This is a genomic window from Acetobacter sp. (assembly GCF_052102375.1).
Classification (GTDB): Bacteria; Pseudomonadota; Alphaproteobacteria; order Acetobacterales; family Acetobacteraceae; genus Acetobacter.
In genome coordinates, this window is the sequence record NZ_JBQDXI010000004.1 from 1 (window position 1) to 13,920 (window position 13,920).

Here is a 13,920-nt window from a genome sequence, read left to right on the forward strand (position 1 = left end):
ACTTTTTCATAATCTAACCCGATGTACAACCCTTCTGTGAGATTTCCGCGTCAATTACTGTGCGGGGCAGCCCCTTCAGGCCTGTCCGAAGGCGGGTGAGAAAGAGCAGTCTGCTATCTTCGGGAGCCTGTCTCATGCGGGCGTTTTCCTGATGGGTTTATGCACGGTCAGGGGGCTGTGGCCACCTGTGGGGGCGGAGGATTGGTCTGTCTGGTGTTGGGGTGGAGTGGCGGCGCTGTCCTGTATGTCCAGCAGGGAGGAGACGGCTTTTGTAAACCCGATCCATGCTGTTTTTTGGGCTTGCAGGCTAACCTCTCCATTAGGGGTGAGAGTATAATATTTGCGGGGTGGTCCTGAAGGAGATTCAACAAAATATGTTGAAACAAGGCCATCTTTCTGCATTCGGCGCATAAGGGGGTAGATGGTGCCTTCCCCCATGTCTATGGCATCAGACAAGCGGCTGGCGATGTCGTAACCGTAGGAATCTGAGTGTGACAGCAACGCCAGCACACACAGCTCCAGCACGCCTTTCTTGAATTGTACAAGGTTGGGTTCCACGGCTGTTCCCGGTTCTGTCATGCGCTGTAGCGTAGCGCGACTCTGGATGAAAGTTGGTAACAGGTACTGAATACACACCGGAACCATTCAATGCAAGGTACCTATTTAAAGATATTCGCAGGAGCTTTGTCGCTCTGCTGTTTTGGTTACAGTTTTCTTACAAAGATGGTGCGGGGCGGATGCAGCCGTTAAATTGACCACACGGGAGCAGACCGTAAGCCAAGAGGTAAATTAATTACCATGTTTTTGAAAAAACTGTTTTGTCTGTCTGTCGCCAGTGCGGCCTGTCTTGGGGTGGGCGGCATGGTTGCCCATGCGGAAAGTCCCATTGTGCAAAAGACAACGCCCACCAAGCAGCAGCCCACACCTTATTATGCTCCCGGCACAGCACCCGACCCTACGGTTTATCTCCCACCGCCTCCAGAAGCCGGAAGTGTACGCCAGCAGTCAGATGACAAGGCTTTTGCCAGCACACGCAGCCTGAAGGGCAGTGCCCGATGGGCTTTGGCCCAAACGGATGCTGACTTGCACCTGCATGTTCTGCTCAACAGTTTTTCCTGTTCGGCAGGGTTTGTGATTGATGCCGCCAAGGCCCCGCATCTGGTTTCGCTGGTGCACAAAATTTTACAGTCAGAAACCGGAGATATGTGGAAAGGCAAGGACCATTGGCACCGTCTGCGCCCCTTTGTGGGCACGTCCAACGCGATCTGTACTGAGGAAGGCCGGCAGAAAATTGCTGAAACCGGTGCTTATCCTTCAGGTCACACCATGCTGGGCTGGAGCACGGCTCTTATTTTGGCAGAACTCTTGCCAGACCGTAGCACCGCTATTTTACAGCGTGGCCGTGTTTTTGGGGAAAGCCGTATTGTGTGTGGCGTGCATTGGGCAAGCGACGTGCAGGAAGGGTATGTTATGGGAGCTGGTGAAATTGCGGCCATGCATGGGAATGCTGAGTTCCGTGCAGATATGGACGCAGCGCGCGCTGAACTGGCTGCGTTGCGCACCACCGCTCCTAAACCCAACCCTCAAATTTGCACCATAGAGCAGGAGGCTGCCGCGCATTCCCCTCTCTAAACAAAAGAACCGCCCCAATACAGAGTATGGGGCGGTTCTTTGGGGAGGACGCGTAAGACCTCCTCCCTATAGGTAAGTGGGAAGCGTTAACCCACGCGGTGCATCCAGCCATGCGGGTCTTCCGCCCGGCCGAACTGAATATCGCACAGCGTTTTGCGCAGAGCAGCCGTAACCTCGCCCGTCTGACCACTGATAACATGATCACCCTCAGCGCTTTTCAAGGTGCCAATGGGGGTAACAACGGCAGCCGTGCCGCAGGCAAACAATTCACGCAGGTGGCCAGAGGCCGCATCAGCATAGAGCTGTTCAATGGCGTAGGGTTCTTCCTTAACGGTCATTCCCTTATCCCGTGCGAGCGTTAGTAGGGAGTCACGGGTAATGCCCGGCAGGATCGTGCCGCCCAGCGGGGGGGTTTTCAGGGTGCCATCTTTCATGACGGCCATGACATTCATGCCGCCCATTTCCTCAATCCATTTCCGCTCGTTGGCATCCAGAAAGAGGACCTGATGGCAGCCATTGGCTTTGGCTTCCTGCTGGGCTGTCAGGCTTGCAGCATAGTTGCCACCGCATTTTGCCTCACCCGTACCACCACGGGAGGCACGGACAGTCCGTTCTTCCACCCACACGGTAACTGGACCCGCATCTTTGGAGAAATAGTCACCGGCAGCACAGGCAATGACAATGAACTTGTATTCGGCAGAGGGTTTGACGCCTAAAGCCGTTTCTGTCGCGATCATGAAGGGGCGCAGATACAGAGTGCCTACTTCCGGGTCAGGGATCCAGCCGGCATCCAGTTTTACAAGCTGGTTGACTGCATCCAGAAACAGTTCTTCAGGCAACTGGGCCATCGCCATACGTTCGGCAGATTTGCGAAAGCGCCGTGCATTGGCTTCCGGGCGGAACAGCAGCGCATCCCCATTGGGGGCGCGGTAAGCCTTCATGCCTTCAAAAATTTCCTGCGCGTAGTGCAGGACAGAGGCCGCAGGGTCCAGCATAAGGGGCTGGCGTGGCATAATTTCAGGCGTGTGCCAGCCTTTGCCTTCAGTGTAGGTCACGACGGCCATATGATCCGAAAAGACGCGACCAAAACCGGGGTTTGCCAGCAGAGCTGCGCGTTCAGCGGCAGAAATGGCATCGGTCTTGGGGGTGATTTTAAAGGCTGTCTCTCTCGTCGTGCTCATAACGTGTGGCGTCTCCGGGGCCTTGGTGGCTGGACCTATGTCCGGGTTTAGGCGTTTTGCACCGTTGAAAAAGCGCGGCAGGCCGCGCCCTTCTATGGGGCCGGGACCGTATCATGTTCACTCAGGCAGGGCCAGAGCCACAGTGCTGCGTTATGGCCGGGTAGGCCATGTTGTGCGCCCTGTGTACGGAGGCGTAAGGGTTTGTGAGTTTCTTCTGTGCCTCAGCAGCGTTAGGATGCACATGTTTTGCATCCCGGCAGCACGGGACTGTTTGCTCAAGCGGGACCATATTCCATGACAGACTTTTCCCTTAATCAGATGTATACCGACCTGCCAGAGCGTTTTTACGCCCCGGTAACACCCGCACCTGTAGCAGCGGCCCCTCGGCTTATCGCGTTGAACACGCGGCTGGCGCAGTCTTTAGGGTTGGATGCAGCATGGCTTGCAAGCCCAGAGGGTGTCGCCATGCTGGCGGGGCAACTTATGCCTGCAGGGGTTACACCCGTGGCGCTAGCCTATGCAGGGCATCAGTTTGGCCAGTTTGTGCCTCAGTTGGGCGATGGGCGTGCGCTTTTGCTGGGGGATGTGACCGACGCAAGCGGTATGGTGCGGGAAATCCAGCTTAAAGGGTCAGGTCGTACAGCCTTCTCTCGCAGGGGGGATGGCCGCGCAGCCCTTGGCCCGGTTTTGCGCGAATATGTGCTGAGTGAAGCCATGGCGGCTCTGGGTGTGCCGACCACGCGGGCCCTTGCCGCTGTGCGGACAGGGGAGACTGTTTACCGTGAAACAGCTTTGCCCGGTGCCGTGATAACACGTGTGGCGTCAAGCCATATCCGGGTTGGGACATTCCAGTTTTTTGCTGCCCGGCAAGATCACGCAGGCCTTAAACTGCTGGCAGATTACGCCATACAGCGGCATTACCCGCAGGCGGCTCAGGCGGATGCACCTTATGGTGCGTTGCTTGAGTGTATTATTGCTGCACAGGCCGCGCTTATAGCCCGCTGGATGCATCTTGGGTTTGTTCATGGTGTCATGAATACGGACAATATGGCGGTTTCAGGCGAAACGCTGGATTACGGCCCCTGTGCCTTCATGGAGCAGTATGATCCTGCCACGGTTTTCAGCTTTATTGATGAAAAAGGCCGTTACGCCTACGCGCGCCAGCCGACCATGGCTCTGTGGAATCTGACGCGTCTGGCCGAGGCCATGCTGCCCCTGTTGGCGGAAGATGAGGATAAAGCCGTCGAACGTGCACAGGAGGCATTGGCACGGTTTGAGCCTGAATTTCAGGCCCTCTATCTGAAAGGCCTGCGGGCCAAACTTGGCCTGAGTACAGAGCAGGCGGAGGACGCATCCCTCATTCGTGGGCTTTTGGAGGGAATGCAGGCGCATAAACTGGACTTTACCCAGACATTCCGCAGCCTGAGCCATCAGGACGCAATAGATCCTGAAAACGTGCCGCAGGAGGGGACACCCCTTCAAATGCTCTCAGACTGGTTGCCTACGTGGCACCAGCGTCTGGCACAGGAGCCGGACCAGAATGCACAGACGCGGGCCAAGACAATGCAGCAGGTCAACCCACTCTATATTCCGCGCAACCATCTGGTAGAGGAAATGATTGTGCAGGCCATCACGCAGGACGATTACAGCGCGTTTGAAGCTCTGTTAGCTGTTACGGCCCACCCCTATGACGACCAGCCGGGGCGTGAGCACTATGCACAACCCGCACAACCACACCAGCAGGTCCGGCATACGTTCTGCGGTACGTGAAGAAGAGGGTCAGGCTATGCCGTCAACACTGACAAAATGGCGGCCATCAGCACCCTGTTCTATGCGGGCATGCACCCGATAGACCTCTCGCAGTAAAGCGGGGGTTAATACGCTGGTTGGTGCGCCTGAAGCTTTGACAACACCATTGTGCAATACCACGACATGGTCTGTCATATTCAGGGCGGCGTTCAGGTCATGCAATACCAGAACGGTAATGAGGTGATGGGCTCTCGTCTCGCGCCTAAGTAAGGCCATGACGGCAAACTGATGGTGTAGATCAAGCGCGCTGAGGGGTTCGTCCAGTAACAGGGCGTCTGGCTGGCGGCTTAGAGCTTGCGCCAGCCCCACCAGTTGCCGTTGGCCACCAGACAGGGCGCTCATGTTTTTAAGGGCCAGATCCCGGATTGTGAATTTTTCAAGCCAGTGTAAGGCAGAGTCAATATCGTCTTCCTGTGTGTGGCTGGGGTGCAGCCGCCCGGTATGGCGTGCGGCAATCAGGGCTTCCAGCACAGGTAAATCCACAGGGGCAGGCAAAGCCTGCGGTAAATACAGGCAGCGTTGTGTACGCTGCGCCAAGGGGAGGGCAGAGAGCGCGTCTTGCCCTAACGTAACTGTTGCGGAGCAGGGGAGCAGCCCGGCCATGGCGCGCATGAGGGTAGATTTGCCGCTGCCATTGGGCCCCAGAAGTGCGCAGATTTTTCCGGGCAGGAACGGCCCAGCCGTCACATCCTGCAAAACGGTATGACGGCCAAAACGGACGGTTACATGCTGGGCTAGGAGGCTATGTGTGTCAGGGGGCAGTACCATGTCAGGTATTTCCTTCCCGCCGCAGGACAATGGCAAGAAAAAACGGAATACCGACAAGAGACGTTACAATACCGGTTGGTACAACAACACCGGGCACCAGTATGCGCGCCGCCACAGCGGACAGGGAAAGAATAAGCGCGCCAGCCGCCATACTGCCGGGAAGGTAGAAACGGTGGTCTTCCCCCAACAGGCGGCGGGCAATATGGGGGGCAACCAGCCCGACAAACCCAATAACACCCACAAAAGCTACTGCCAGAGCGGAGAGAAGGCTAATGCGTAACAGCGCGGCACGGCGCACACGCTGAACATCGACCCCCAGACTTGCTGCCCGTTCTTCCCCCATGCGCAGGGTTGTCAGGCTCCAAGCGGCTCGGAAAGAAAACACGCTGACCACAGAACCAACACTCGCCAGTAAGGCTACTTTTGGCCAAGAAGCCCGGACAAGGCTGCCTAATGTCCAGAAGACAAGCTGCTGCAAGGCATCTTCTGTCGCCATGAACTGCATGAGCGAGACAAGAGCCTGAAAGCTGAACACCAGCGCAATACCAAACAACACGACAGTGCCAGTCGTGGCTTGCCGCCGCCTGCTTACGCCATCCAGAAGTAGGACGGAGGCAAGGGCAAAGGCGAACGCACACAGTGCCACCATGCCGCTTTCCGGAATGCCGCTGACAGTTAGCCCGAGCACAAGCACGAGAGAGGCACCAAAAGCCGATGCTGCGGAGATCCCCAACGTGAAGGGGCTAGCTAAAGGGTTTGCCAGAATGGTCTGCATTTCCGCCCCGGCAAGACCCAAGGCTGCGCCCACACAAACCGCCATGAGCGAATAAGGCAGCCGTATATCCCACACAATAATCCGTTGGGTTACAGGAACTGCATCGGGGTGAAGCAGAATATGGAAAAGGGTTGCAGGGGAAAGCCCGGCAGGGCCAATAGCAAAATCTGCCAGGCAGGAAAGAGCAATAGCGCAGACCAAAATGCTAAGGCGTTGCACACGTTTTCTTACTGTTGTGCTATAGGCCGCCCGGATAGCGTTTGATGTGGGCAGGGTCTCAGACGCAGGACCGGAAGCAGGCTGATGCGGCATGGATGATCCATTTGTGTGTGGACCCGCCCTGAAGGCTGGTACGCGTTCTTAACTTCCCATCTGGGTAGCACACTCTGTATGCAGGGTGGAAATAAGCCCGTGTACAACTTGACTGCTACCAACCGAGCAGGCTTTGTGCCCAAAGACGCGCGATTGACAAAAGGCAGGACCAGACGTGACACACCCCAGCGTACCGCATGACCAGACTCAGGGTTTGCCAGCTTCCGGGGTGACATTGTTTTTTGATGTCCAGCCAGAGCAGGCAGGAGAGCGGGTAGACCGTTTTCTGGCAGCCCGATCTGGCGACCTGTCACGGTCCCGTGTCAAAAGCTTGATAGAAGACGGCCACCTGACCTGCGGCACAAAAACCGTGACCGAACCCGCCGAGCTTGTAAAAACAGGCCAGCATTATGTGCTGCATATCCCTCCCGCAACGCCTGCTGTGCCGGAGGGGGAAAACGTGGCGTTTGACGTGTTTTATGAAGATGATGACCTGATTGTGCTGAACAAGCCTGCCGGTCTGGTTGTGCATCCTGCTCCGGGAAACGAGACCGGGACTCTGGTCAACGGTCTCATTGCTCATTGTGGTAGCAGCCTTAAAGGTATTGGTGGTGAGCGCAGGCCGGGTATCGTGCACCGGCTGGACAAAGACACATCAGGCCTGATGGTGGCTGCCAAAACGGAAAAAGCCCATCTGGCGCTGTCCGATGATTTTGCAGCCCGCCGGATAGACCGGGCGTATCTTGCCGTATGCTGGGGGTGCCCCAACCCTGCGGAAGGGGATTACGAAGGCGATATTGGCCGGGATAAGCGGGACCGCAAACGGATGGCTATAGTCACCCATAATGGTAAATGGGCCTTAACCCATTATCGGACCCTGCAAGCGTTTGAGATGGGCGCTGCTCTTGTCACCTGCAAACTTGCAACAGGGCGCACACATCAGATCCGTGTGCATTTTTCAGCCAATGGACACCCGTTGATTGGAGACCCTGTCTATTTGCGCCGTATTCCGGCTGCGGCCAAGGGTCTCTCACCAGATGCACGGGCCGCCGCGCTGGATTTCCCCCGGCAGGCACTTCATGCCACCCGTTTGGGCTTTACCCACCCACGGACAGGGGAGGTTTTGGTGTTTGAAGCGCCGATGCCAGAGGATATGCAGGAGCTTGTCAGCGCATTGGCTGGCGGAAACCGGTAGAAAGGGGCAGGAGCTGTACGTTAGAACAGACGGGCTCCATTTGGTACCGGCCGCTCTGGCATAACCAGCACCACATTTCCTTCCACATCAGGAAAACCCAAGGTCAGAACTTCAGAAATGAAAGGCCCGATTTGTCGTGGACCTAGGTTGACAACACACGCCACCTGTCTGCCCAGAAGATCTTGTGATGTGTAAAGGGCTGTAATCTGAGCGCTGGACCGCTTGAGCCCAATATCGGGGCCGAGGTCAATGGTGAGCTTCCATGCAGGCTTGCGAGCCTCCGGGAAAGGCTGCACATCAACAATGCTGCCTACACGAATATCTGTTTTCAGAAAATCATCAAAAGTGATTGGGGTCATATTTCGGCGCTCTGTTGGCTGGAGGTGGCATGGCGATGAACGTTTTTTGGCCGATGAGCTGACAGGCATGTCAGCACACTGAGAACCAGAAAGAAGAAAGCAGCTAATTCAGAGGAATGCGGTAAACGCCAATCCCATAAGAAACCATAGATAAGGGCAAAAAGCGTTTCAAATAGGATCATTTGTCCCGTCATGGTTAAGGGCAGCAGACGGCTCATTTGGTACCATAAGGCATTTCCACCAAAAGATGCGATGATGGCGACAGCAGCAGAAACAGCCACAAAAGTTTCCCATTGTGGGGTGGTATGACCGGGCTGCCCCCACATAAAAGCAAACGGCACCAGAGCCATCGCCTGTGCGCCTGTGGCAAGGCCCATCAGAAGGTTCCAGTTGTGCAGCGAAATGCCGCGTAACTGCTTGATGCGGCGACTATTGCCCACTGTATAAATAGTCCACGAGGCGAGAGCGGCTACGGCATAGAAAATGGCAAGGGGAGACTGCTGTGGGGAGCTGGGCGCGGTGAGAGCTTGCCACCCAATGCTGATGGCTCCGGCCAGACAAAAGAAAAGGGACGGTGCGAGTGCCTTGAGCGACAGCGCTTCTTTCTCACGGCTTCCAATAAGAGTGACGGCAACCGGTAAGAAACCAATGATGAGAGCCGTGAGTGCTACTCCCCCCAAAAGAATGGCTTGAGAAAGGAAGATGAAAAAGAGCGTGTTCCCAAAAAGCGAGAGCCAGAAAAGAGCTAACCAATCCTGTTGGTGAAGATGTCTTTTGAGATCTGGCCAGCGCGGTATGATCAGGATGCTGGAGAGCACGCCATAGACCAGATAACGCCCGACCGCGAGTTGGAGTGCGGTAAAGTCATGCACAAATTCCGGGGCCAGAAACACCAATCCCCACAGGGCACCTGCTCCGGCACCGCAGAGGAAACCTAAAGGAATATTGTGAGGCGTTCCGGTGTGAGGGGCGGAGTGGTCTGTGGCCATACTAAGATTCTCCTTACCTGTTGAGACATATCATCGGTAAAGTGAGTTTTGCGCTCTTGATTGCATGGCAAAATGCAACAAAAACTCGTTCTATGAAAAAAACACCGCCCTCCCGACCTCTGGACGAATTTGATAAAGCTATTTTGCGACTGGTGCAGCGCGACAACCGTATGCCGCAAAGACAAATTGCGGACCATGTTCATCTGTCGGCAGCGGCAGTACAGCGGCGCATTGCCAGTATGGAAAAGGCAGGCATTATTGTCGCCAATAGCGCTGAGGTGGATGTTCATGCAGTAAACATGAGCATTACAGCTATTGTTGAAATTACAATGAAAGATGAGCGGCTGGAGACGGTTGATAATGCCAAAGCCTTGTTTCGTGCCGCGCCGGAAGTTCAACAATGTTATTATGTGACGGGTGGCACCAGTTTTTTACTGGTTATTGTGACACAGGATGTGATGACTTACGAAGATATAACGCGGCGGCTTTTTGCAACGAATGAGTCTGTTGAAAGCTATCGGTCTCTTATTGCGCTCGATCGTGTAAAAACGGGGAGCACGATAACTATTCCGTAACAAACTGTCCTACTTGTGCTGCTCTGGACTATTATTTTTTGAGATGGTGTTTTCTAGAAAAACAGTAGGGCTAAAAAGCGACCGTAATTTTTGATGCAGTAAAGAACAAGGCTGGCTCAACAGGGGTGTAGCCCCGTAACGAGTAGAGGCTCATAACTCTAAAAGAACTTAACCTGTTCCTGCTGTTATATATTTTTTGCCGGTGAATGCTTGCTGACGAGGGGCCGCGTGTATTTTTACTCTTGCCTGTCAGAATGTTTGAAACCTCTTCTGTAGTCAGGGTGCCAGCCTTCTCTGGGTTCTAAAAGAAGGCTGGCAGGCAAGATCAGGCTTTTGCCAGAGCGGCTTCACGAGCAGCGCGTTTTTCTTCTTCCGTCCAGACTTTGCGCTCGCGTTTTTGTTGTGGTGGTTTGGGCTGCTTAACCGGGCCACCTCCGAGCACAGGAGCGGGCAGGGTGGAGTGGCGTGCCTGCTCGCAATGCCATTCGTGCTCATCATCCACGGTTAAGGTGCGGCCAATTTCACGCTCTACGGCGTGCAGCCATGCCCGCTGCTCAGCATCGCACAGGGTTACGGCAAAACCGCTACGGCCTGCGCGGCCTGTGCGCCCAATACGGTGCACATAGCTTTCAGGCTGATGTGGAAGGTCGTGGTTGAAAACATGCGTTACCGTATCAACATCTATGCCGCGTGCAGCAATATCAGTTGCAACCAAAACCTGCACCGTTCCTGCACGGAAGGCTTCTAGCGCCCGTTCGCGCTGGCCTTGTGATTTGTTGCCATGCAGGGCTTCTGCCGTAATGCCAGCTTCTGTCAAAAAGGAGCAGACCTCGTTAGCAATGTTTTTCTGCAAGGCAAAAACAACAGCCTGACCAATCTCAGGGTTTTGTAATTGCGCCAGAAGCGCTGCTTTTTTGTTCGCAGCATTCAAAAACATGACTGACTGCTCAATGCGGTCCACAGTGGTTGAGGGCGGCGCAATTTCCACTTTTGCCGGGTTACGCAACATGCTTTCAGCCAAGGCTGTGATAGATTTTGGCATGGTGGCGGAAAAAAGCAGCGTGTGCCGGTCTTCAGGCAACATGGCGACAATACGTTCTATGGGCTTAGCAAACCCCATATCCAGCATCTGGTCGGCCTCATCCAGCACGAGAGCTTCGAGCTGAGACAGATCACAAAGACACTGTGTCACCAAGTCCAGCAACCGGCCCGGTGTTGCCACAATAAAATCCACCCCGGTAGCCAAGGCATTAATCTGATGGAACTGGCTTACACCACCGAAAATGCTTGTGACACTGAAGTTCAGGTGCCGACCAAATTTTTCCAGCCCGTCGGCAATCTGCGAGACCAGTTCACGCGTAGGAGCCAGTATGAGCGCACGTGCTCCGCCTTTGGGGGCTGGGCGGCGGTTTACGGACAGGCGATGCAGGAGGGGGAGTGAAAAGGCCGCACTTTTTCCGGTGCCCGTCTGGGCCATACCCAGCAGATCCCGGCCTTCCAGCAGGAAGGGAATGGACTGCGCCTGAATAGGCGTGGGGTGTGTGTAGCCTTCTTCTGCCAGAGCCTGCAGCAGAGGCGGGGCCAGAGAAAGATCAGCAAAGGTAATGGACATGGTCAAGCAGCGCCTCCGGCGCTTTATAAGGCTGCGCCTGGTAGGGCTTGGCTTTTTTACAGGAAGCGGCGTTTTACGTGTGATGCTAACAGGCGTCAACGCGCAAAGCAGCTGTAGCCCGGCAGCCTGCCTGAAGCTGTCAACGGTAAGCGTAAAAAGGCCTTGGTTTTCAGGAAAAGACGTTTCTGGCGAGCAAAAGAAAAACATCCTGCTCGCCAGATTGGGGGGGAGGCACCACGGGTGCCTCCGGCAGATTTATGAAAAATCTAGCGCGTTAGTTTAATGCTGTGCCGTTTCCGGCAGAGCATAGGCAACAATGTAGTCGCCCAGTTTAGTGCCAAAGGAGCCGTGACCGCCGTCCACCGTAACAACAAACTGGCGGCCATTGGCCTCGTAGCTCATGGGGGTGGACTGGCCCCCTGCTGGTAGGCGGTCCTGCCAAAGCTGCTTGCCGGTCGTTACGTCATAAGCGCGTATATAGTAATCCGCTGTGGATGTCAGGAAGGCTACACCGCCCGCAGTAGTAAGCGGCCCACCCAAGGAGGGAATACCCACCTTGAAGGGGAGGGGCAGAGGAGAGCTGTCGCGCACAGTGCCGTTGCGGTGCATCCATTTAATGGTGTTTGTTTTCAGGTCAATCCCCGCAACATAGCCCCAACCCGGCTGTTTGCACGGAACCCCCAGAGGGGACAGAAATGCGTGCAGGTCCACCCCATAAGGGGTGCCATATTGGGGTTGCACACCGCTTTCTGATCCTGATGGGCCTGCGTTAGGATCTGGCTGTGCCGGATTTTTTGGCCCGCGAGGAATAAGAGTGGAAACGAACGGAATGGCAATGGGGTTCGCAAACGCCACCTGACGTACAGGGTCAACTGCAAGGCCGCCCCATTCAAACATGCCAAGATTGCCGGGGAAAACCAGCGTGCCCTGTAGGGATGGTGGTGTAAACGGCCCATCATAACGCAATTTTTTGAACATGATACGGCACACCATCTGGTCCAGCATGGTGCCGCCCCACATGTCCGCATCGGTCAGGTTTTTCTTGGGCCGGAACGTTAAGGCCGAGTAAGGCTGCGTTGCGGCAACGTGATCACCCGGTGCAGCGCCCTGTGGCACTGGTGTTTCTGGTGCAGGGACAATCAGATGCCCGTTCCGGCGGTCGAGCACAAAGATGTTGCCGGTTTTTGCAGGTGCATACAGGGCCGGAATAAAGGTGCCGTCTTTCTGGCGGATATTAACCAAGCTGGGCTGTGAAGGAATATCCATGTCCCACAGATCATGATGCACGGTCTGGTAGAACCATACTTTTTCACCTGTATCAGCGTTCAACGCCAGAATGCCAGAGGCATAGCGTTCCTGATCTTCAGAACGGTGGCCACCCCAGATATCTGGCGTTGCAACCCCTGTAGGAATGTAAATCAGGTTTAGTTTGGCGTCATAGGACGACGTAATCCAAGAATTTGGGGAGTTGGCTACGTAATGGTGTGTGTCGGACGGCAGTTCGTTCGGGTTGGGGTTACCCGTATCAAACGCCCAGACCAGACGACCCGTGTACAGGTCGTAGGCGCGGGTTACGCCAGACGGTTCATGCGTTGAGTAATTATCGGTAACCGCTCCGGATGTAATGACAACCTTGCTGGTGACAACCGGCGGAGATGTTGGTTCATAAAACCCTGCTTCACGCATGGGCATGCCGGCAGACAGATCAACTGTACCGTTGGTGCCAAAGCTTGGGCATGCGGCACCAGTTTCAGCATTCAGGGCAATCAGGCGGCCATCATTGGTGGGCAGAAAAATGCGGCGTGCACAGTCTTCTGTCGGCGCGGGGGAACCATCGGTCGTGGTATCACCCTCATGCACCTCAGCGTAGGACACACCCCGACAGGTCATGTGTTGGAAGCTTGGGTTGTAGGCAAGTTTGGGGTCAAACTTCCATTTTTGTTTGCCGGTTGCGGCATCCAGCGCAAACACCATCTGATGTGGTGAGCACAGGTAAAGCGTATCCCGTATTTTGATTGGCGTTGCTTCATCTGTAAATTCGCCGGGGTCATTAGGCGTTTTCAAGTCATGTGTCTGAAAAACCCACGCAACTTTAAGCTTATTAACATTGGCTGGTGTAATTTGTGCGACTGGGGAGTAGCGGTCCCCAAACTGCGTGCGGCCATAAGCTGGCCAGTCAGAGGCTGGTGCTTCCGCTGAGTCAGCGGGGGTTAGTGCGCCACCCTGCTGTGCGATTGTGGGCAACGCGCCCGGCTGGTCTTGTGGGTCCTGTGTCAGCGCATAGCCGTAAACGCCCAGACCCGCCACAATAGCTACCGCAAGAGGTAAGCGGTTAAGGCCACTTGCAGGCAGAAGCTGGCGGGACACAAAAGGCAGAAGCAACCAGAGGCCCAAGGGTAAAATAACATCCCCACGCGGCGCGAGTGCCCAGAAATCAAACCCGGCTTCCCATACGGACCACAGAAGCGTGACACATACGAGGGCAGCATACAGCCAGAGTGCCTCACGCCACCGTTTGAGCAGCAACACGGCAGTGACCAGCAGAACAACACCACTGAAAAGATAGAAAGTTGATCCGCCCAAAACGGCTAACCATCCACCACCCAGTGTGAGGAAGAGCCCAAGGCAGAGAAAGAGAATAACGGTCAGGGTCACAGGCAACCCGGAGCGGGGAGGTGATGTTGTCATGCAGATAACCATCAATGTTATAAGG

Annotated in this window: 12 protein-coding genes; 4 read left to right on the top strand and 8 right to left on the bottom strand. The window is 55.2% G+C overall.

All coding sequences use genetic code 11. The features are described 5' to 3' along the window. Positions 1-132: 132 nt before the first annotated feature. Positions 133-579, bottom strand: a complete 447-nt coding sequence (locus tag ACTIDN_RS02460; RefSeq protein ID WP_441375870.1) for a PadR family transcriptional regulator — start codon at positions 577-579, stop codon at positions 133-135. Positions 580-798: 219 nt separating this feature from the next. Between ACTIDN_RS02460 and ACTIDN_RS02465 the strand changes: the two genes are divergently transcribed. After that, the gene (locus tag ACTIDN_RS02465; protein ID WP_441375871.1) at positions 799-1,632 is read left to right on the top strand and encodes an acid phosphatase; all 834 of its coding nucleotides are present in this window, start codon (positions 799-801) and stop codon (positions 1,630-1,632) included. Between the two features lie 86 nt (positions 1,633-1,718). On the opposite strand, the gene ACTIDN_RS02470 is transcribed toward ACTIDN_RS02465, so the two are convergent. Continuing rightward, positions 1,719-2,813, bottom strand: coding sequence for a branched-chain amino acid aminotransferase (locus ACTIDN_RS02470; RefSeq protein WP_415507272.1), 1,095 nt, complete (start codon positions 2,811-2,813; stop codon positions 1,719-1,721). Between the two features lie 294 nt (positions 2,814-3,107). Here ACTIDN_RS02470 and ACTIDN_RS02475 point away from each other — a divergent pair, with 294 nt between their 5' ends. After that, complete coding sequence (locus ACTIDN_RS02475; RefSeq protein ID WP_441375872.1) at positions 3,108-4,583, top strand: protein adenylyltransferase SelO; 1,476 nt, start codon at positions 3,108-3,110, stop codon at positions 4,581-4,583. Positions 4,584-4,592: 9 nt separating this feature from the next. On the opposite strand, the gene ACTIDN_RS02480 is transcribed toward ACTIDN_RS02475, so the two are convergent. Both ACTIDN_RS02480 and ACTIDN_RS02485 read right to left on the bottom strand, forming a co-directional pair. Further along, positions 4,593-5,390 carry an ABC transporter ATP-binding protein gene (locus ACTIDN_RS02480; protein ID WP_441375873.1) on the bottom strand — a complete coding sequence of 266 codons (798 nt, stop codon included), beginning with the start codon at positions 5,388-5,390 and terminating at the stop codon, positions 4,593-4,595. Between the two features lies 1 nt (position 5,391). After that, the gene (locus tag ACTIDN_RS02485; RefSeq protein WP_441375874.1) at positions 5,392-6,477 is read right to left on the bottom strand and encodes a FecCD family ABC transporter permease; all 1,086 of its coding nucleotides are present in this window, start codon (positions 6,475-6,477) and stop codon (positions 5,392-5,394) included. 214 nt (positions 6,478-6,691) lie between these two features. Between ACTIDN_RS02485 and ACTIDN_RS02490 the strand changes: the two genes are divergently transcribed. Beyond that, complete coding sequence (locus ACTIDN_RS02490) at positions 6,692-7,672, top strand: RluA family pseudouridine synthase (RefSeq protein WP_441375942.1); 981 nt, start codon at positions 6,692-6,694, stop codon at positions 7,670-7,672. A gap of 20 nt (positions 7,673-7,692) precedes the next feature. Here the strand turns inward: ACTIDN_RS02490 and ACTIDN_RS02495 are convergent, their stop codons facing one another. Together ACTIDN_RS02495 and ACTIDN_RS02500 are read right to left on the bottom strand one after the other, a co-directional pair. After that, positions 7,693-8,031, bottom strand: a complete 339-nt coding sequence (locus ACTIDN_RS02495; protein ID WP_441375875.1) for a tRNA-binding protein — start codon at positions 8,029-8,031, stop codon at positions 7,693-7,695. Further along, the gene (locus tag ACTIDN_RS02500) at positions 8,028-9,020 is read right to left on the bottom strand and encodes a DMT family transporter (RefSeq protein ID WP_441375876.1); all 993 of its coding nucleotides are present in this window, start codon (positions 9,018-9,020) and stop codon (positions 8,028-8,030) included. The genes ACTIDN_RS02495 and ACTIDN_RS02500 overlap by 4 nt, the downstream gene beginning before the upstream one ends. Before the next feature lie 92 nt (positions 9,021-9,112). On the opposite strand from ACTIDN_RS02500, the gene ACTIDN_RS02505 reads away from it, so the two are divergent. Next, on the top strand, positions 9,113-9,595 hold the full coding sequence (locus ACTIDN_RS02505; protein ID WP_441375877.1) for an Lrp/AsnC family transcriptional regulator: 483 nt from the start codon (positions 9,113-9,115) through the stop codon (positions 9,593-9,595). A 325-nt stretch (positions 9,596-9,920) separates the two neighbouring features. On the opposite strand, the gene ACTIDN_RS02510 is transcribed toward ACTIDN_RS02505, so the two are convergent. Continuing rightward, on the bottom strand, positions 9,921-11,207 hold the full coding sequence (locus ACTIDN_RS02510) for a DEAD/DEAH box helicase (RefSeq protein ID WP_441375878.1): 1,287 nt from the start codon (positions 11,205-11,207) through the stop codon (positions 9,921-9,923). Positions 11,208-11,486: 279 nt separating this feature from the next. Further along, on the bottom strand, positions 11,487-13,895 hold the full coding sequence (locus tag ACTIDN_RS02515; protein ID WP_441375879.1) for a glucose/quinate/shikimate family membrane-bound PQQ-dependent dehydrogenase: 2,409 nt from the start codon (positions 13,893-13,895) through the stop codon (positions 11,487-11,489). Positions 13,896-13,920: the final 25 nt, after the last annotated feature.